The organism is Alteromonas sp. H02 (assembly GCF_059682525.1).
The window spans coordinates 4,048,084-4,066,360 of record NZ_CM185021.1 but is presented as its reverse complement, the minus strand read 5'-3'; the positions used below and the strand labels follow the sequence as shown (position 1 = coordinate 4,066,360).

The following is an 18,277-nucleotide window of genomic DNA, read 5'->3' as shown; positions in this document are numbered from 1 at the left end:
TTGCACAATTGTGTTTTTGATAACGGCGCGCAGAGTCGAAGCCGTGAAGCGTGTTCTTGCTTTACACCATTCATCCTATCCACAGTATTTTGCTGACCATCGATATCCTTTCACTGCCTGATTTTATGCCGTCGGTTAATCAGATTTAGCAATGATTTGAATCAACTTATTTCGCCATACCATTGCGTTATTTTCGACTATGATTAGGTTTAAATCTTCACGATTTCCCTGGAATCGCCTACAACAACAGAGGTAAAAATCATGACAGACGATAGCAATACTGCGTCGAAGTGCCCGGTAATGCACGGTGGAATGACAGCGTCAGGAAAGAGTAATACTGATTGGTGGCCAGAATCCCTTAACCTTGACATATTGCATCAGCATGACCGCAAGTCGAATCCTATGGAAGACGATTTTAACTACCGAGACGCGGTTAAATCGCTCGACTTTGCTGCCCTTAAACAAGATATGCTAGATCTGATGACTGATTCTCAGGATTGGTGGCCAGCGGACTGGGGCCATTATGGCGGCCTGATGATTCGTATGGCGTGGCACTCTGCAGGATCCTACCGTATCGCCGACGGCCGGGGCGGTGCGGCAACCGGAAATCAACGCTTTGCGCCACTCAATTCGTGGCCTGATAACGTTAACCTGGATAAAGCCCGGCGCTTACTTTGGCCGCTCAAGAAAAAATATGGCAATAAAGTGAGTTGGGCCGACCTGATGATTCTGGCGGGAACCATTGCTTATGAAAGCATGGGCCTAAAAACCTACGGATTTGCCTATGGTCGCGAGGATGTCTGGCATCCAGAAAAAGATACGTACTGGGGAGCCGAAAAAGAATGGCTGGCCCCCAGCGATAACCGTTACGACGATGTGGCCAATCCTGCCACCATGGAAAACCCGTTAGCCGCTGTTCAAATGGGGCTGATATACGTTAACCCGGAAGGGGTTAATGGTCAGCCTGATCCGCTGAAAACGGCCGCTCAGGTGCGTGAAACCTTTGCGCGGATGGCAATGAACGATGAAGAAACGGTCGCGTTAACCGCTGGCGGGCACACGGTAGGGAAGACCCATGGTAATGGCAAGGCCGAGCATCTGGGACCAGACCCAGAAGCGGCTGACGTACATGAACAAGGCCTGGGCTGGAACAACCACACGACCAGGGGGATCGGCCGGGATACGGTAACCAGTGGTATTGAGGGCGCCTGGACTACCCATCCGACTAAATGGGACAACGGGTACTTTTATTTGTTGTTTACTTATGACTGGCAACTCACCAAATCACCAGCCGGCGCATGGCAGTGGGAGCCGGTTGATATTAAAGAAGAAGACAAACCGGTGGATGTGGAAGATCCGAGTATTCGGCTCAATCCCATCATGACTGATGCCGATATGGCCATGATAAAAGACCCGAAGTACCGGGAAATATCAGAACGGTTTTATAACGACCCGGCATACTTCTCAGAAGTCTTTGCCAAAGCCTGGTTCAAGCTGACTCACCGGGATATGGGACCGAAGAGCCGGTATATAGGCCCCGAAGCGCCGCAAGAAGACTTAATTTGGCAGGATCCGGTGCCAGCAGGTGCTACCGATTATGATGTCGATGGCTTAAAAGCGCTTATTGCAAACTCTGGTCTATCGATTGCTGAACTGGTATCAACCGCCTGGGATAGCGCTCGTACATTCAGACAATCCGATTTACGAGGTGGAGCTAATGGCGCTCGTATTCGTCTGGCGCCACAAAAGGACTGGGAGGGCAATGAGCCTGAACGTTTACAGCGGGTGTTGGCAGTATTAACACCGTTGGCCGAAAAAGTGGGCGCGAGTCTGGCTGATACCATCGTTGTGGCCGGGAATGTGGGATTAGAGCAGGCTATTGCAGCGGCGGGCTTCGCTGTGCCAGTTCCTTTTACGCCAGGGCGAGGGGATGCCACCGACGAAATGACGGACGCTGATTCATTCGCACCGCTTGAACCTATTGCTGATGGCTTTAGAAACTGGTTAAAACAAGATTATGCGGTAAAACCTGAAGAGTTGCTGCTCGACCGCGCGCAACTGCTGGGGCTAACTGCTGCTGAAATGGTAGTACTCGTGGGCGGTATGCGTGTACTGGGCACCAACTACGCACAACAGCCATTTGGTATGTTTACCGATAATCCTGGCACGTTAACGAATGATTTTTTTGTTAACCTGACCGACATGCAGTTTACCTGGAAACCGCTAAACGACGGTTCATATGCCATTGTCGAACGTGACTCGGGTAAGCAAAAGTGGTCTGCAAGCCGGATTGATCTGGTGTTTGGCGCCAATTCAATTCTGCGTTCATATGCCGAAGTGTATGCCCAGGACGATAATCAGCAAAAATTTGTTAGTGATTTCGTGAAGGCCTGGACCAAAGTCATGGAGGCGGATCTGTTTTAGGCATTCGATGGCAAGCTTTGACGCTTGCCCGTTTATTGTCTGTTCAGGTATAGCCAGCGCATCTTGCGCTGGCTATGACGAGGCGGTCTGCGTAACTTCTGCATTATCAGGCAGTATTTAATGCCGATTGATGTGGTGAGGTGCTCGAAAGCTGGTCGGTGATTGCGGTGCTATATGGCACTAAAAGGAAGAAGGGCGTTATAAAGTAACGCCTAAACCTGGGCGTCAGGCTAAAGCACAGCAGAGTTCATGGCTGAGCCAGCAAAGGAGCTTGTGGTTTGTTTGCTGGTCTTCCACGTCCACCATTTTTCATGAAAATAAAACGCGACCGTATTAATCAATGGCTCAACCAATGCCATAGCACCACCAATCAATAAACTCCCCGTAAGCAGGTATGCCACGGTAAAAGCAACAGTGAAATGCAAAATGGCGAAAGTAATAGTTTTTTTCATATCGAACTCTCCTGAAGTTGTTATTAAGAATTATTATCGATTAGAAATGCTTTTTAAAATCTAATAAATTGATTGATTAAATCATCGAAAAGCATCAGGCAAGGATTTGAATCAATAATTCTGCCGGTAGCGCTGGCGTCAGTTAAACGGGCAAGGTATAACAGAGTGAAAATCTCAGTCTAAAGAACTGAGTTTGAATCAGATTATTTCGGCAGAGTACTGCAGTCTGAAATAAAATGACTATCCTTTAACGAGTATTTAAGGATAAATGTGGTGCAATGAGTTCACAGCCGTCGCTTACAATTCAGCAAAACCTGACCATTCGATTACTGCGGGTGCTACGCTATAACAAGGCCCGTATCGAGCGGGCACAGGCGTTATTGCCGCCAGAGCGCCGGCCATTGTTTCATGTCATCCCATTTTTATTGCACGTTAATCATCCTGATCTTCCCGGTTATGTCGATGCCGATGCAGAGCTCTTTTATGGCCTTAATAACTTCAGTTTTCGTGACGAAATAAAAGATGCGTTGTTTACTATTTTTCCTCAGCATCATGACTTATTTGACGACATCAAGTCTGTCTGGCCCCGCCAGCGAGCCATCGACGCTTTGGTGTTAATGGGCAGTATTGGCACCATCGCGCAATCGGAGAAGTCTGACTTTGATTACTGGGTTTGTGTAGACGGCAATAAACTGAGCGAAGCGTCTTTAGCGGCTATGCAGCGCAAACTCAACACCGTTGAAGACTGGGCGATGAGCTGCTACGACATCGAAGTGCATTTTTTCCTGTCGGATATCGACAAAGTCAGAAACAATGATTTTGGCGTAGCCGAAGGCGAAAGTGCCGGATCGGCTCAGGCCGTGTTCTTAAAATCCGAATTTTATACCACCAATATCGTGGTGGCGGGTAAGGCGCCATTCTGGTGGTTAACGCCCGACGCTACTACCGAACAGCAGTATTACTCCCTGCTGAACGCCCTGGAAGAGGGCGGCTCACCGGATCCCAACTGGTTCATGGATCTGGGCCATCTCGACAAGCTGGATATCAAGGAATTGTTTGGCGCGGCAATCTGGCAGTTGGGTAAAGCTATCGATTCGCCATTTAAATCAGTTTTAAAAATGGCCAAGCTGGAAGTGTTTCTGGAGAATCTGGAGCAAGAGCAGCCGTTGTGTAACCTGCTGAAAAAACGGGTTCATCACGGCGATGAAGCGCCGGGCAACGTGGCCAATATCGATCCCTACGCTCTGATGTTTGATCAGCTGCTGAGCCATTATCAGGCGGTCAACGAACCGGAAACCGTGTTGCTGCTACAGCAGTGCCTTTATATTAAGTGCAATTGCCAGCTCAGCCAGCCCGTGGCTGAGAGTGATATTACCTTTAAACGGCGAATAATTGCTGGCCTGGTTAAACAGTGGGGGTGGACCAAAAGTCAGATCCGCCATCTGGATAATTCCCATAACTGGTCGCTCACCGAGTTAGTCCAACTGAGCCGTAAAATTCACCGTTTCTTAATTTATTGCTACCGGCGCATGTCCTCTCAGCTGCAAATGGATAATCAGTCGGTCAGTCGTGAAGACATGGCCGTATTGGGCCGCCGCCTCGATACGTTTTATTCAAAAAAAGAGCACAAGCTGGAATTTTTACGCATCGGCTTTGACGACAAAGTATTTTGCCCTGTGATTACCATTAAACAGCACCGGCGTAAAAATGGTCAGCAGGTCTGGGCTGCCTATTATGACGATCAGCTCGGCGTGCTTGGTAAGAACCAGGAAAAAGCCCGCATTAGTGTGGCCGAATCGCCAGTCAGACTCATTTTGTGGTGCGTGTGTAATCGCGTTATCGATATCAGCACCACAGTGTTGCTGGATTACGATACTGATCCGGTTACCGACAGCGACATTCATGCCCTGATCAAGCATTTTGGCAAGATCTTTGGCCCGGTGCGGGTGAATGCCATTCCACGGGAAGCCCTGTTAAGCCCGATGCAAATAAAGGCCTGTATGGCAGTGGTCAATTTTACCTCCAGCCGTCTCAAGCCTACCGTGGATGAAGTGACCGTTATCTATACCACCACATGGGGTGAGACTTACGTGGTGCCCGGAAAAGAATCGTTGGATAAGTTGTGGTTTGAGTTGCAGGAGTCTGTTCCCCGCCCGCCTTGCTACATTTTTGTGCCAGAAAGTTCGCAGCGCAAACGGATTTATCAGGCTTTCATCGATGCCGCAGAACAGGATTTTGAGTTGCTCAATTATTGGTAGCCCTGTAATAGTACCGTTGATTTGCTTTTTACCGGGGGGCCTTTAAATCAAATTGTTTGGGCCAGTCGCGGTAATTAAATACCTGCCCCTCATTGCGAATACGGGCGATTTCCCCCAGGTCTACGGTGGCATACACCCAGGCTGGATCGCTGTTTTCCCCCTCGGCTAAAATACCGTTTGCCGGAAAACCATAATCAACCGGGCTATAAACACTGGCGCGGCCAGTGTTGGCGTCGACGGCTGGTGACCAACTGGCATCGCCAACCGTGGGAGACTGAACCACATAACATTGATTTTCCAATGCGCGCGCCTGACAACCGATGCGTACGCGATGAAAACCCGCCTGGGTATCGGTGCAACTGGGTACCAGCAACAAATCGGCGCCTGCCGTTACCTGATGGTTGGCGATCATGGGAAATTCTGAGTCGTAACAAATGTGAATGCCGATACGGCCAAGTGTTGTATCAATTACTTTAATGTCGGTGCCCGGGCTGATGTGCCATTGTTCGTTCTCAAACCGGGTCATGATGAGCTTATCCTGATAGCCGAGCAGGCCCTCAGGGCCGAACAGGTTGGCGCGATTTACAAAACTGCCATCCTCCTGCGCGGTAGGAAAAGAACTGGCCAGAATATGCACGTCGTATTGAGCCGCTAACGATTTATGCAGGGCAGCCCAACGGGGCAACAGGCTTTGCATAGCGTGCAGTTGCTTAGCTAAATCACTATACACCGCTTCACCAAACAGGGAGGTGAGCTCCATACTGCCATACTCAGGAAAAACCAGCAGCCTGGCACCTTGTCTGGCCGCACGGCTTACCCAGTCATCAAGCTTTGTGGCAAACTCATCCCAGTGTTCAAAAAAACCGATGTCATACTGAGCCGAGGCCAGTTTAAATGTATGCATTACTACCCCTAAGTGAGTGCTTTCATCCAGAATGTCATGGGTTTGGCAGACTCCTCAGACTCCCCCACTTCCTTCCAACTGAAGGTGGTCGTCAGGTCGGCACATTTGTGATAGCCGCGATGCTGCCAGAATGTATCAAGTGGCTGAAAATCTGCCGGGCGGGCCGGGTGATCGGCTGGGCGCTGAACCGCACAAAAGCATGAGTGAGTCATTCCGGCGATGGCTTTGGCGTGCGCCTCACGGTATTCAAAAAAGGCAGCTTTACTTCCGCCGTTTCATGTTTCAGCGGTACGCCGGTAGACGCGCCTACGGCTTTAGCGCCATCGAATGCCAGCACAATAATACTGTCGGGCGCTTCAATATAGGTGCTCAGATAACGGGCTTCGTATGCGGCATCGCCATCATATAAATAGGGAAAGTCGCGAAACACCTGCATGCGCAGTTGGGAGAGTTCATCTATATATTGATGTAGGGCTGCATCGGATAAACATTTAAAAGTAAGCATAATGAGTGTTGTTTAGCAATCAGGCCGAAACCTGTGCTATCCAGTCTTCCAGGTTGTAATAGTTGGTTACCCGAGCAACCTTGCCATCACGAATATCAAAAAACGCACCAGCGGGCAGTTTATAAGTCTGCCCGTTGGCTTCGGGTAATCCTTCATCGGTGGCCAGGTATTCGCCTAATACGGTGAACTCTACTGCAGCGCGATCGCCCGCGGTATTGGTCATTACTTCAATATCTACAATGGTTTCTTTGTAGTTTTTGTTCATGCGCTCCATAAACGCTACAAACGCATCTTTACCCACTTCGCGAGCGCCCTGATTGATGTCATGAATAACATCATCAGTGAGCAGCGACAAAAAGGTGTCCAAACCTGCTTATTAAAAGCAGCGTAGTAATCCTGAAGTAACTTAACAGTTGCCTGACTCACCAAAAAATATCCTTCCAAAATAGCTAAGAAGTGAATGATAGTCCGCTGGAGTAAGAGTTTAAATACCCGTCGGCGGTGATCGACCGATTTATGTCGCAGGTTCAATGGTCAGCCAGTTCTGACAGCTGTGAAGTTCACGATTTCGATTAGGTGTGTGCTTTTTTATGCACGGATTCTGATCGCTTGTATACTAAATGGGTGGGCGGTGCATATTAACAGGACTGATTTTGTATACTGGTGCATTCTAAGTATTTAATTTGTTGAGTGTAAATTGATGTCGGTGAAAGACTTAAGGCGTGCATCCATCCAGAGCAGCATCAGCAAGTCTGTGTGGTTACCACTGATTGTTTTGGTTATCGGCTACCTCTATGCCACCGAAGTGGGTAAAAGTTACGAAACGCAGCGAGGTCAACTGATCACCGAAGCCCTTGAGCAGCGCCTAGCGCAAATCAGCGAAGCGGTAAATGATCGCGTATCACTTTATGCGTACGGGCTGTCGAGCTTAAAAACATCGATTGTGGCAGTGGGTATAGATAACCTGAATTACGATTACGTACAAACCTATGCCAGAATTACAGTCAGCAATACCCGGGCGCCTGGGGATTTGGCTTTATCCGCAGAGTCGAGGTAACAGACTTTGCCGAATTTATCGCCATGACCGGGCTGGACAGGCCGGATAAACAATTTGAACTTCGCACATTAACACCTCATACCAACAGTTATTTTATCATCCAGTACATAATGCCTGAGCACGCAAACCTACAGGCTATCGGGCTCGATATTGGCTCTGAAACCATGCGACGTCGCTCTGCAGAGAAAGCCGCAAAATCGAATTCTACCCAGTTAACGGCGCCTATTACCGTCATTCCGCACCAAAAATAGTATTTAAAGAAGCTTGACAGCGATCGGTGGTTTTGATCTATTACTGCTTTTTGAGCAGAGACTTATGACCACCACCCACGCCATCAAGAATCTCGACCACTTGGGTTTAGTCGCAGGCATGTGCCAAGAGCTGCAAATCCAAGCCTGCATTGATGCCATCATTCCTAAATCGAACGACCATCATGTCACTCATGGGCAGGCTTTAGTAGCGATGATTATCAACTGGTTATGTTTCCACAGCCGCACGCTGCACATGTTTCCTGACTTTTTTGCGGACAAGCCGACAGAGCGGTTGATTGGTGAAGGTGTATTGCCCGAACATCTCAATGATGATGCCTTAGGACGTTGCTTGGATGCGCTCTATGCCACCGATGTGTCGGTGTTGTATGAAATTCTTGCGGCACGTGTCGTGAAGAAGCTAGGGATGAAGGAAGCGCACGATAATCGCTATCTGGTGGCAGACGCGGCATTGTACGCCAGTGATACGCTGCGCGATTTGCACCGTCAGGGGCAACGGTTTATCACGCGGGTGCCACTGATGCTGAGTGAGGCGAAGGCCCATGTGCAAGGGCTTCATACGCAGGCGCTGACCGCATTAGATAACGGGTATTCGGGAAGATGTGTGAGCTCCACCTATGCTGGCGTGCCACAACGTTGGTTGTTACTGAAAAGCGAGCAGGCGACGCACCGCGAACAACACACGGTAGAAAAACACTTGACGAAATACAGCATGGCAGAGTTGAAGCGCTTTCAGAAATTCTGCAAGAAACGCTTTGCCTGTGAGCAGGATGCCAAGCAAGCGCTAGAGGAGTTTATGTCATCATTGACGTTATTGCGCTTGGAAAGCATGACCTGCGAGGCCTGTCTTGTGTATGGCGGTCGAGGCCGCCCCAGTGCAGACCAAATGCCCTCGCACATAGAATATCAATGGCAAGGTCACGCTGTCAGTTGTCTGACCCAAACGGAAGAGCGTCATCTACGTAGCGGCGTCTTTATCCTCGCGACGAATGATAACGACATTGATATGCAGCGCACGCTCGATTTATACAAATCGCAACAACGGGTCGAGCGCGGTTTCCGGTTTCTAAAGAGTCCTGAATTCCTAACGTCAGCGTTGTTTCTTAAAAAGCCTGAGCGGATAGAGGCCTTACTCATGGTCATGACCTGTAGCCTGATGATATACGCTGCGCTAAAGCATCGCATTCGCCAAGGACTAAAGGCCAACAACGTCAGCATACCCGACATGAAACGTAAACCAACACAGTCTCCGACAGCGCGTTGGGTATTCCTGTGCTTTAGCGGCTTGCATGAACTGCGCGTAGGCGACGCACCGCCCATCATTGTTAACCTGCAAGAACGGCAGCAAACCATACTGGCTGTGCTAGGCGAACGTTACAGGCAAATTTATTCCTAAATTTAGTGCGGAATGTAGGTTCAACGCCTGCGCCGAAACGTTTCCGACGGCAGCTCACCAAACATCTTACGATAGTCGGATGAAAAACGCCCAAGATGAGTAAAACCGTAGTTCAAAGCGACTTCCGTCACATTCCGAATAGCCTTGCCACCAGTTAGCTCTTTATGCAGGCTTCGCAGCTTGGCTTTCTTGATGAATAGCTTCGGCGTCATACTGGAATACTTGGCAAACAGGTTGTAGATGGTGCGCTTACTTACATTTCCCACCTGCGCCAGCTCTTCAACGCTCAGGTCGGCGCGGATATTGGCTTCAATGTAAGCCAAAATTTTGGAATAACTGCGAGCAATGGTGTGTAGGTCACGCTTTGAGGTAGCATTGTTGCTGAACTGTTGCAGCAGCTTGCGGATCAGAATTTCACAGTAGAGCCGCTCCACATGCTCCAAACCCAACAACTCGCTGTCTTCGGCCTCAGTTAACAGCGCATCTAGCAACTTCATGAAACATATTGATCCACTCAAGTCTATAATCTCAGATGAAAAAATAATCCTTTCAAGAGACAATGAGCCTTCCTTATCAAAGCATATTTCATTGATCAGCGCTTGAGGCACTGCAATAATAACTTTTTCACAATCATCAGAATAACTTAGCGACACTTCATCATGGGCATTAACCATAAGAGCTTGACCAGGCAGCATCCGAATGTTCTTGTCTTGGAAACGCCAACGACATTCACCTCGGACCACAAACTGAAAGTGGTAGACATCTCGAGGTTCGAAACAACGAATATTCACCTGTTCACCGTAGCTGATGAATGATACGTTGCAGTCAGCAAAATTACGATGATTAAGAAAAGCGGCTTGTGTGCGATTGCATGTACTATCTGCAGGTTCCAGTACATGGTGTCCGACATGACACTTGAGGTATTCGGATACCTCAAACGGGTCTGCCTGAGCAAAAATCACGGAATTACTTAGCACACTTAATAAATTACTTGGCACATTTAAAAACATAGCTTGCACCTTATGATATTATTGACATGACTAAATCAACGCTTATTAATAATAAGATAAGTAATAGATTGGCAATGTTCGGATTAACTGTTGTTGAATCGAAAAGAGCCTGTTTCCGTTAAGGTTTTCTGGAGTATCCATAAACCTGAACCAACCAAGGTAGTGTTCTAGGTATTTTGTGGCGACTCCGTCAAACCGTTTTATCCACGCTTTCAGACGACTGTGATAGGCGTTAACATTTTGAATATGAGAGACTTTGTCTATCACCTTAACACCTCCCGCCACATCTAAGCGCTTGTGTATTAAATCATTTTTCTCAGAAAGAGCTATGTAGGGCTTATAGCCATCACTACACAACACACTGTCTTTCTCTAATTTTCCTGCTAGCTCCTGATGCAAAGCTTCCGATGTAACACTTGGCACAACGGCTTCATACGTACTCTTAGCTCGGTCTCTGACCGTTAAAACTGGCACCCAATCATCCTTTGAACGTCCTCGTTTTTTCGCTTTCACCCCTCTTTTACGGGGCTGACGAGTCATCCGTTTTGAGCCTTTCTCTGAGTAGGGAAAAAGTGTTTCGTCTGCTTCGATAATGCCTTCTAATTTGCTCGCATTCAGTGCTGATGGTAGTGCCAAGAATCGGTGCCGCCACCTGAACGATGTTTCAAGGTGGAGGCCACATTCTTCGGCACATTTACGCAATGGCTTACTGTCCAGCATACAGCGAATATATTCTAACCAAAGCTCTTTGTACCTCAGTCGAGCTAGCGGTGTCGCCGTTGTCGCTACAAAGGTTTTGCCGCAGTTCTTGCAACAATAACGCTGCATCTTGTTTACCTTCCCGTGCCGGTTGAGCAGTGAGCTATGACACTGCGGGCATTCAGGGTTTTCAACCATCCGCTCCTCAAGCTCTGTTATCAACTGTGAGACGCTATCAGTGCCTTTCAGCAGCTTCTCAACATAACGGGTTTGACTATCTGTTAAGTGTTCTAACTCGGCTATAAGCTTTGTAAATTGTGCTGGGAGCATGATCAATTCTCAATGACTGTATTCATATACAGTGTAGCAACAATTTAGCAGAACATAACCAATACATTAGCTAATAATGAGTAATAGATTAGTTAATAATGAGTAATAGATTAGTTAATAACTTGGGAGAATTCAACCTCTTTTTTGGTTCATCGAGGCTCGAAGTCACGGCAAGATCGTTTTAATTTGAACTTATGGCGTAGTTGATGATCAGACCAGGCAAAATATCTAATCTGAGAACGAATGATGAAACAACCTACTTTCATTTCAAGCTGCGAACATATTGTTGATCCGCGTATAGAACGATGTAAGATGTACGATTTACTTGGTGTTTTATTTCTCACCTTGAGTGCAGTGGTCGCAGGCGCTGAAGGCTGGGAAGATATTGAGATGTTTGGTAAACGAAAACTGGACTGGTTACGTCAGTTTCGTCCTTTTGTCTCGGGTATCCCCAGACATGACACTATCGCCCGGTTACTGTGCCGACTCAAAGCTGATGAGATAGGACAAGCCTTCCATAAGTGGATAAACGGGCTTATTGATGTCACTGATTGTGACGTCATAGCGATTGATGGCAAAACCGCGAGACGTTCCTTTGATACTCGCCAGCGGCGTAATCCCCTACATTCGGTGAGCGCTTGGTGCTGTTCACATCAGCTGGTGCCAGGGCAAAAGGCTGTCAGCGAGAAAAGTAATGAGATAACCGCTATCCCGGAACTATTAAGTCTGTTAAATATTGAGAACTGTATCATTAAGTTGGATGCAATGGGATGTCAGCAAGCGATTGCTCAACAGATTGTTCAAGCCAAAGCGGATTACTTATTGGCCTTAAAAGGGAACCATTCAGGTATGCAGGCAGAACTTGAAGCCTGGTGGCACAAATGTCGTCGGGACGGTTTGACCGAAAAAAATTATCAACGCGACCAACATATAGACAGCGGTCATGGACGTATTGAGACGCGTACGTGTGAACAGTTAGTGATTGATACGAAATGGATAGATAAAGCTTATCGTTGGAAAGGGCTCAATACGCTCATTAAAATCAGTAGTGAAATAGAAGAAAAACAAACTGGCAAAGTGACCTCAGAAATCCGTTACTACATTAGCTCATTACCGTTAAATGCCACACAATCGCTTCATGCAGTACGAAGTCACTGGCAGGTGGAGAGCATGCACTGGATGTTGGATATGACCTTCAGGGAGGTCGAGTCCAGAATACGTAAAGGTACCGGGCCTATGATATTCAATGTCCTCAGAAAAATAGCGATGAAGCTCTACCGTCAGGATGAAACAGAGAAAGCAAGTTTAAAACAAAAAACGGAAAATGGCCGCTTATAACGATGAATATCGTGAAACCCTGTTAGAATCTATAATTAAAATGCGCTGGCCGTGACTTCGAGCCTCGATGAACCAAAAAAGAGGTTGAATTCTCTCAAGTTGTTAACTAGCCTTTTACTCAGGGCAACCGCATGAGTGCTAACTAATTAATCATGCCACTAAAACCCGCAGTTAGCACAGCTTACAGATAGCTGGCTTTCATCCAAGCCCGTTTTTGCTTGGCGGGTATGCTGCCTTTTGATGACTCTGCCCGCAACATGTTTAGCGCTAAATGGCGTAGCATCGACCAGTTTTCGGCACCGTGATTCTGGTGTATCTGGCAGTCGTCTTCACCCATGCTGACATCCAGTACCCAATGTAAGCTGTTCTCTACAGCCCAGTGAGAACGTACTGCTTCGGCTAGTTGCTTCTCACTTAATGGTGCGGAGCTGATATGGTAGCGATACGTCAGTTCAGGTGCTTTGCCTTGTTGTTGGCGGAAGCTCATGCTCATGCCAAGCGTCTTTAACTCAGGCCATTGCGGGAACGCTTTGCTCACCTCATCAGCACTTAACACATGGTATGTCCGGGCTTCTATGCGACCCCGCTTTTGCTCGAAGGTTAAGCCACCAAGTGGTGCTTCCCGTGTCTCAGTAAACGCATCCTCGACTGCTTTACAGAACTTGCCCTGATTGCTTTTGAGTGTGAACAGGTAATCACCACCTTGCTCGACTATTTGCTCTGCGATGCTGGTCTGGCGTATCCGTCCGGTGATCCCACCTAGTCTTTAGCAACCTGCCATGGTAGTAGTGGGTCGACATCGGCTTCCGGTTGGCTCAGCAACTCCAGACTTTTCATCACATATTCGAACACGTTGAGGTTATTGGCCTTGGCGGTTTCGATGATGCTGTAGAGGATGGCACTGGCGTTTGCGCCGGTAGTTGTCTGGCTGAACAGCCAGTTTTTCCTGCCAATGACGAACGGTTTTATTGCTCGCTCTGCACGGTTGTTATCAATGCTGAGCTGGCCGTCTAGTGTGTATCGAACCAACTTATGCCATTGGTTCAAGCAATACTGTATCGCTTCACCCAGTTTTGTTTTGGGCAGTACTTGTTGTGCTGATTTGGTTAGCCAGGTATGGAGTTGGTCCAGTAATGGCAGACACTTTTCCTGCCGTGTGGTATATCGTTGTTCTGCTGAGCTATCTTTTATCTGGGTTTCGATACGGTAGAGCTTTTGGATATGGTTCAGGGCCCAGTCGGCTTTGCCACTGCCTTTATTTCCCGCCCCTTTTTTAGCTTCCATAAACTTACGACGGGCATGGGCCCAGCAACCGACAGGCTAAGCCTGAGAATAAAGGAGGTAATTATGTTGTAACCAAAATTATTCGTTGAATTCCAGAGGGTTCAACTCCCTCCCGGTAAAAGCTAACCACTAGCCGGAAGCGAGTCTTGCATGGGTGACGGCAACGTTATTCGTGAAGCGTAGGCAGCAGGTACTAAAGCCGCGGGATGGAGTCTCGATATCATGTTCACGTTGGAGGCTTCATTTTGTTGGGAATGGGGTCAGTACAGTACATATCGTAATGGTAAGAGATGTATTGTCCGACCGGGATCTATGGCCGGGGCAAAGGTACAGGATGGAATTCTCAGGAACCTGTGAGATCCAGTATTGACCTGAGTATTATTAAGCGTTTGGCTCTAGCTATTAACAAAGCCGGGCTGTCTGATAATGGCTTCCAATCAGACAGAGCGAACAGGAAGCGCGCTCAGGAGCTTAAAAGCGAATCCATAAGTGATTAGGTAGTAGATGCTGGAAGTCTTAGTGCGCCATAGTACTGTTGACTTGGGGGAACTCTGCTCAGGAGGACCCTAACGAGGAAAGGGCGCACCATAACTTTTTAACTGTTGATGGGAAACATAGAGGTGCACAGAAACCGATGATTGTGTCAACGAAACAACAACAGATAGCCAAATTGGCTAAAGAGAAACCGAAACTCGTGTTCACATCACTCAATCATCTACTGAATATTGAATGGCTATATGAAGCGTATAGGCTCACGCGTAAAGATGGTGCAGTCGGCATAGATGGTGAAACAGCACGTGACTATGAACAGCACTTGGATGCAAATCTGCAATCATTGCTTGAAAGAGTCAAGTCTGGACGCTATCGAGCGCCTGCTATTCGTCGCGTGTATATTCCCAAGGGCGATGGTAAGTTGCGTCCACTTGGGATCCCCACATTTGAAGACAAGCTTGTTCAACGTGCCGTTGTAATGCTACTGGAGCCAATATACGAACAGACGTTCTATGATTGTTCATTTGGTTTTCGACCGGGCTACTCTGCGCACCAAGCGCTACAAAGTCTTCGTAATCACATCATGGATGACGGGGGTAAGTGGGTACTAGACGTGGATATACAGCAGTATTTCGATACTATTGAACATACTCAGTTGAGAAACTTTTTAGACCAACGAGTGACGGATGGCGTTATTCGTAAAATGATAGACAAATGGCTAAAAGCCGGTGTGATGGATGGGAGTAAACTAAAGAAGTCTGTAATCGGGACGCCACAAGGCGGTGTTATTTCTCCTTTGCTAGCAAATATATATTTGCACTATGTATTGGATGAATGGTTTGCCAATTCGGTTAAAGCTCGCATGCTTGGGCGTTCAAGTTTGACTCGGTTTGCGGACGATTTTGTTATGGTGTTTGAACATTACGAGGATTGTTATCGTGTTCAACAAGTCTTAACCAAACGCTTTACGCGTTATGGACTGACACTGCACCCTGACAAAACTCGCCGCGTAGATTTTCGATTTCGGTATCGAAAAACGAATATCCAACGCGGTAAGTGCGTTAATTTTGATTTTCTAGGCTTTACCCATTACTGGGGGCGGTCTCGACGTGGTCACTTTGTTGTTTGTCAAAAGACAGCGAAGAATAGGCTCGCTCGAACACTAAAGGCATTTAATGTGCTGTGCCAAAAGATGCGCCATAAACCGCTGGATTTGCAGTGGGAATGGTTAAATCGAAGGCTAGTGGGACACTTTGTCTACTTTGGGATCACTGGAAACATAAAATCACTTAAACGTCTCCACCATAAAGTGGAGCGTCTATGGCATAAGTGGCTAGGTCGCCGTTCTAGGAAAAGTTACATTCCTTGGGTACGATTCACGCTAATGCTTAAACGCTTCCCATTGGCGATTCCAAGGATCTATCATCGTTATGTTTAATGCGCTACGCAGCGAATAAACTGTTATGAAGAACCGGATGCGTTAATTGCGCTCGTCCGGGTCTGTGAGGGGTGAGGGCAGTAATGTCCTCATCTACTCGGAAACCGACTAAGGTGGCCTGAGTTTGTTCGTAGCCAACGTAACCATCTACTTGCAGATAACCGTTGTAACCAGCAAGGAAGTCCACCGCACATTGCCCGGCCCGACTATTGTGGTAGTCATACAGGACGATGTTCGGGATAGCCGTGCCCGGTATCTTGCCTGCTGGCGAATCTGCCCCCGTGGCATATAACCACATATAGCTCGTCGATTTATCCGCATCGACCACCTTCAGCGTGGTTTCATCCGCCTGGATAACCGGTTGCTGTAGCAGATGTTGATGAAGCTGGTCATAGAGCGGTTTAAACAACTCAGCACAGTGGATTATCCAGTCAGCCATGGTTTTGCGGCTAAGCTCGATACCGTGTTGTTTAAACATGGCTTCCTGACGGTACAATGGCAGACCAAACTGGTATTTGCTGGTGATGATTTGGCTTAACAGGCTGGGCGTGGCATACCCTTTGGGGATAACACTGTGTGGCACCGGCGCTTGTTTGATAGTGTTGCTAGTACCGTCTTTGTCGCAGGTACGGCACGCATACTTCAGACGTACATGCTCAATCACTTTCACCTGAGCCGGGATAAACTGTAACTTCTCAGACTTATCTTCGCCGATGCAGTGCAACTCGCTGGCGCAGCAGTCACAGGTTTTGTCTGCTTCCGGGATATCGTGAACGATAACCTCGCGGGGTAAATCACTGGGCAATGGTTTACGCTTAGGTTTATTGCGCGTATAACTTATGGCTTCCTGCTCGGGTGTTTCAACATCAGCAACCAGCTCTTCGGCCTCATTAAACAACTCACCCTGCCCAGGGTGGCCTTCAGTACTTTTACCGAACTGTTTATGCTGAGCAATGCGGAACTGCTCTTCCAGGTATTGATAACGCGATACCATCTGCGACAACATCTTTTTCAGTGTTGCCGGGTCGTCGGGGAGGTTCTCGATATCAATATTCATTGCTCTAGTATTACGCAATAACTGACTGATTACATGCCATTATTCAGATTATTTCGTGATCGATAATCGCTGCTTATGATCACCGGTTATAAGCCGGAAGCAGTGTAATGTAAGGGCTGATGGCCTATCACATCATAGCCGGATAACAGCCATTGCAACTGCTGTTCGCTCAGATGCATGTGCTGCAAATCAGCATCATTTGGCCATTTAAAGCGGTGCTTTTCGAGGCGTTTGTACCACAGCGCGAAGCCAGTTTTATCCCAATAGAGGATTTTGACTTTATCGCGCTTTTTATTACAGAAGACAAACAGGGCATCCCTAAACGGACTAAGCTGCATCTGTTGCTCAACCACCACAATCAGTCCGTTGATGGATTTACGGAAATCGACAATGTCCATGTACAGATAGATATCAGCAGGCTCGACGAACATCTTCATTCGTTAAGCGCCTTCATCAACGCCGCTACCCAATGCGGTTGTACGGTAATGGGTAAACTGAATTGTCCCGCGCCATAATCCAGTGTTATCTGTTCGGCCGTTGCACACTCTCGGGATTCAACCGTGGTGACTTCGCGTTTCACCTGAACAAACTTGCTTTGCCTATGTTGCAAGCGAATATCACTGCGCCGGGCATAAAAGGTTTGGATATTGATATGTTGTTGTTGGCAGAATTCGACAGCCGACAGGCCACTCTGTTGTTGCTGTTTGAATAATTGTCGCCATTCTTGCTGGCTACGTTGAGGGTGTCGCATGGCATACTCCTTTTGAAAAGGACACCATGCCGTAGCTATTTCAGTATTTGAATGTGGAGATCACTGGACGCTCACGGTCTGGCAGCCCATAGCATCAATTGCTACCAAGGTGTCCTGAACATCAAGTAACTGAATAAGCTCAGGGATTGCTGTAATTTCGTTCGACTTCTCTGAGGTTTTAACCTGACCTAAAACGACTTTATTGGTGCAGGCAAACGCGTTGACCATGTGTATCGTTGATTGGCGGTCACCGCGCTGGTAGGAGCTTCGCAGCGTTTTACCGTCAATCGCAATCAATTGTCCTTCGGTGCTTTCATGTACAGCCTGCATCCAGTTGATAAAGCAAGCTCTAAACTGCTCTGGGTCGAGACGCGAAATGGTACGGGCAATAGTGTCATCAACGGGGACGCCATCGCGCAAGTAACCATGTTGTTGGAACCAGCCAATATGACCGTCGGCATAGTCCCGGATATCGCTCCACCCTTCGGCTCCAGCGACGACACCACATAAGGTGATAAACAAAATATCCTCAAGTGGATAGGTCACTTTTGCTGATTGACGCGTGTCAGATAATTCCCCAAAGTGGGTGGTGAAGGCTTCGATATACATGGTT

15 protein-coding genes and 5 pseudogenes are annotated in these 18,277 nt (G+C 47.7%); 7 read left to right on the top strand and 13 right to left on the bottom strand.

The window, feature by feature from the left end:
* The first annotated feature begins 261 nt into the window (after positions 1-261).
* Positions 262-2,424: a catalase/peroxidase HPI gene (katG, locus tag AC566Q_RS18885; protein WP_499609365.1), complete on the top strand. Its 2,163-nt coding sequence runs from the start codon at positions 262-264 to the stop codon at positions 2,422-2,424.
* Between the two features lie 230 nt (positions 2,425-2,654).
* Here the strand turns inward: katG and AC566Q_RS18880 are convergent, their stop codons facing one another.
* Positions 2,655-2,876 carry a DUF2061 domain-containing protein gene (locus AC566Q_RS18880; RefSeq protein ID WP_105935963.1) on the bottom strand — a complete coding sequence of 74 codons (222 nt, stop codon included), beginning with the start codon at positions 2,874-2,876 and terminating at the stop codon, positions 2,655-2,657.
* Between the two features lie 278 nt (positions 2,877-3,154).
* Here AC566Q_RS18880 and AC566Q_RS18875 point away from each other — a divergent pair, with 278 nt between their 5' ends.
* Positions 3,155-5,134: a class I adenylate cyclase domain-containing protein gene (locus tag AC566Q_RS18875; RefSeq protein WP_296046439.1), complete on the top strand. Its 1,980-nt coding sequence runs from the start codon at positions 3,155-3,157 to the stop codon at positions 5,132-5,134.
* Between the two features lie 28 nt (positions 5,135-5,162).
* Here the strand turns inward: AC566Q_RS18875 and AC566Q_RS18870 are convergent, their stop codons facing one another.
* From AC566Q_RS18870 to AC566Q_RS18855, 4 genes are read right to left on the bottom strand one after another with little or no spacing between them, the layout of a single operon-like run.
* Positions 5,163-6,038 carry a carbon-nitrogen hydrolase family protein gene (locus tag AC566Q_RS18870; protein WP_296046436.1) on the bottom strand — a complete coding sequence of 292 codons (876 nt, stop codon included), beginning with the start codon at positions 6,036-6,038 and terminating at the stop codon, positions 5,163-5,165.
* 8 nt (positions 6,039-6,046) lie between these two features.
* Positions 6,047-6,250, bottom strand: coding sequence for a hypothetical protein (locus AC566Q_RS18865; protein WP_296046434.1), 204 nt, complete (start codon positions 6,248-6,250; stop codon positions 6,047-6,049).
* A complete protein-coding gene (locus AC566Q_RS18860) occupies positions 6,247-6,543 on the bottom strand; it encodes a hypothetical protein (RefSeq protein ID WP_296046432.1) in 297 nt (98 codons plus the stop codon). The genes AC566Q_RS18865 and AC566Q_RS18860 overlap by 4 nt, the downstream gene beginning before the upstream one ends.
* A 19-nt stretch (positions 6,544-6,562) precedes the next feature.
* Positions 6,563-6,898 (bottom strand): ketosteroid isomerase-related protein, encoded by a 336-nt coding sequence (locus tag AC566Q_RS18855; RefSeq protein WP_499609359.1) that lies wholly within the window; start codon positions 6,896-6,898, stop codon positions 6,563-6,565.
* 351 nt (positions 6,899-7,249) lie between these two features.
* On the opposite strand from AC566Q_RS18855, the gene AC566Q_RS18850 reads away from it, so the two are divergent.
* The 3 genes from AC566Q_RS18850 to AC566Q_RS18840 all read left to right on the top strand — a co-directional run bounded on the left by AC566Q_RS18850 (position 7,250) and on the right by AC566Q_RS18840 (position 9,265).
* Positions 7,250-7,600: a hypothetical protein gene (locus AC566Q_RS18850; protein ID WP_296046428.1), complete on the top strand. Its 351-nt coding sequence runs from the start codon at positions 7,250-7,252 to the stop codon at positions 7,598-7,600.
* Positions 7,582-7,851 (top strand): CHASE domain-containing protein, encoded by a 270-nt coding sequence (locus tag AC566Q_RS18845; protein ID WP_296046497.1) that lies wholly within the window; start codon positions 7,582-7,584, stop codon positions 7,849-7,851. The genes AC566Q_RS18850 and AC566Q_RS18845 overlap by 19 nt, the downstream gene beginning before the upstream one ends.
* 64 nt (positions 7,852-7,915) lie before the next feature.
* On the top strand, positions 7,916-9,265 hold the full coding sequence (locus tag AC566Q_RS18840) for an IS1634 family transposase (RefSeq protein WP_499609356.1): 1,350 nt from the start codon (positions 7,916-7,918) through the stop codon (positions 9,263-9,265).
* 20 nt (positions 9,266-9,285) lie between these two features.
* Here the strand turns inward: AC566Q_RS18840 and AC566Q_RS18835 are convergent, their stop codons facing one another.
* Positions 9,286-10,275 (bottom strand): AraC family transcriptional regulator, encoded by a 990-nt coding sequence (locus tag AC566Q_RS18835; protein ID WP_499609353.1) that lies wholly within the window; start codon positions 10,273-10,275, stop codon positions 9,286-9,288.
* A gap of 45 nt (positions 10,276-10,320) precedes the next feature.
* On the bottom strand, positions 10,321-11,304 hold the full coding sequence (locus AC566Q_RS18830; protein WP_499609350.1) for an IS1595 family transposase: 984 nt from the start codon (positions 11,302-11,304) through the stop codon (positions 10,321-10,323).
* Positions 11,305-11,550: 246 nt separating this feature from the next.
* Here AC566Q_RS18830 and AC566Q_RS18825 point away from each other — a divergent pair.
* Positions 11,551-12,697 (top strand): annotated as a pseudogene (locus AC566Q_RS18825) (ISAs1 family transposase).
* Positions 12,698-12,823: 126 nt separating this feature from the next.
* Here AC566Q_RS18825 and AC566Q_RS18820 read toward each other — a convergent pair.
* Positions 12,824-13,378, bottom strand: a pseudogene (locus AC566Q_RS18820) (ISAs1 family transposase); the annotation flags it as partial.
* A 23-nt stretch (positions 13,379-13,401) separates the two neighbouring features.
* Positions 13,402-13,959: pseudogene (gene tnpC, locus AC566Q_RS18815) on the bottom strand (IS66 family transposase); the annotation flags it as partial.
* Between the two features lie 607 nt (positions 13,960-14,566).
* On the opposite strand from tnpC (AC566Q_RS18815), the gene ltrA reads away from it, so the two are divergent.
* Positions 14,567-15,856, top strand: coding sequence for a group II intron reverse transcriptase/maturase (gene ltrA, locus AC566Q_RS18810; RefSeq protein ID WP_499609347.1), 1,290 nt, complete (start codon positions 14,567-14,569; stop codon positions 15,854-15,856).
* 103 nt (positions 15,857-15,959) lie between these two features.
* Here the strand turns inward: ltrA and tnpC (AC566Q_RS18805) are convergent.
* The 4 genes and pseudogenes from tnpC (AC566Q_RS18805) to AC566Q_RS18790 all read right to left on the bottom strand — a co-directional run.
* Positions 15,960-16,862 (bottom strand): annotated as a pseudogene (gene tnpC, locus AC566Q_RS18805) (IS66 family transposase); the annotation flags it as partial.
* Positions 16,863-16,999: 137 nt separating this feature from the next.
* Entirely contained in the window at positions 17,000-17,350 is a 351-nt protein-coding gene (tnpB, locus tag AC566Q_RS18800) for an IS66 family insertion sequence element accessory protein TnpB (protein ID WP_297290798.1), read from the bottom strand.
* Entirely contained in the window at positions 17,347-17,664 is a 318-nt protein-coding gene (gene tnpA, locus AC566Q_RS18795) for an IS66 family insertion sequence element accessory protein TnpA (RefSeq protein ID WP_499609344.1), read from the bottom strand. Before tnpA ends, tnpB begins: the two co-directional genes overlap by 4 nt.
* Positions 17,665-17,739: 75 nt before the next feature.
* Positions 17,740-18,273, bottom strand: a pseudogene (locus AC566Q_RS18790) (ISAs1 family transposase); the annotation flags it as partial.
* Positions 18,274-18,277: the final 4 nt, after the last annotated feature.

What these genes read in the sequence shown, in the direction of transcription:
- katG (WP_499609365.1), top strand. Translation starts at nt 262, where the DNA reads ATGACAGACGATAGCAATACTGCGTCGAAGTGCCCGGTAATGCACGGT.
- AC566Q_RS18880 (WP_105935963.1), bottom strand. Translation starts at nt 2,876, where the DNA reads ATGAAAAAAACTATTACTTTCGCCATTTTGCATTTCACTGTTGCTTTT.
- AC566Q_RS18875 (WP_296046439.1), top strand. Translation starts at nt 3,155, where the DNA reads ATGAGTTCACAGCCGTCGCTTACAATTCAGCAAAACCTGACCATTCGA.
- AC566Q_RS18870 (WP_296046436.1), bottom strand. Translation starts at nt 6,038, where the DNA reads ATGCATACATTTAAACTGGCCTCGGCTCAGTATGACATCGGTTTTTTT.
- AC566Q_RS18865 (WP_296046434.1), bottom strand. Translation starts at nt 6,250, where the DNA reads ATGACTCACTCATGCTTTTGTGCGGTTCAGCGCCCAGCCGATCACCCG.
- AC566Q_RS18860 (WP_296046432.1), bottom strand. Translation starts at nt 6,543, where the DNA reads ATGCTTACTTTTAAATGTTTATCCGATGCAGCCCTACATCAATATATA.
- AC566Q_RS18840 (WP_499609356.1), top strand. Translation starts at nt 7,916, where the DNA reads ATGACCACCACCCACGCCATCAAGAATCTCGACCACTTGGGTTTAGTC.
- AC566Q_RS18835 (WP_499609353.1), bottom strand. Translation starts at nt 10,275, where the DNA reads ATGTTTTTAAATGTGCCAAGTAATTTATTAAGTGTGCTAAGTAATTCC.
- AC566Q_RS18830 (WP_499609350.1), bottom strand. Translation starts at nt 11,304, where the DNA reads ATGCTCCCAGCACAATTTACAAAGCTTATAGCCGAGTTAGAACACTTA.
- tnpB (WP_297290798.1), bottom strand. Translation starts at nt 17,350, where the DNA reads ATGAAGATGTTCGTCGAGCCTGCTGATATCTATCTGTACATGGACATT.
- tnpA (WP_499609344.1), bottom strand. Translation starts at nt 17,664, where the DNA reads ATGCGACACCCTCAACGTAGCCAGCAAGAATGGCGACAATTATTCAAA.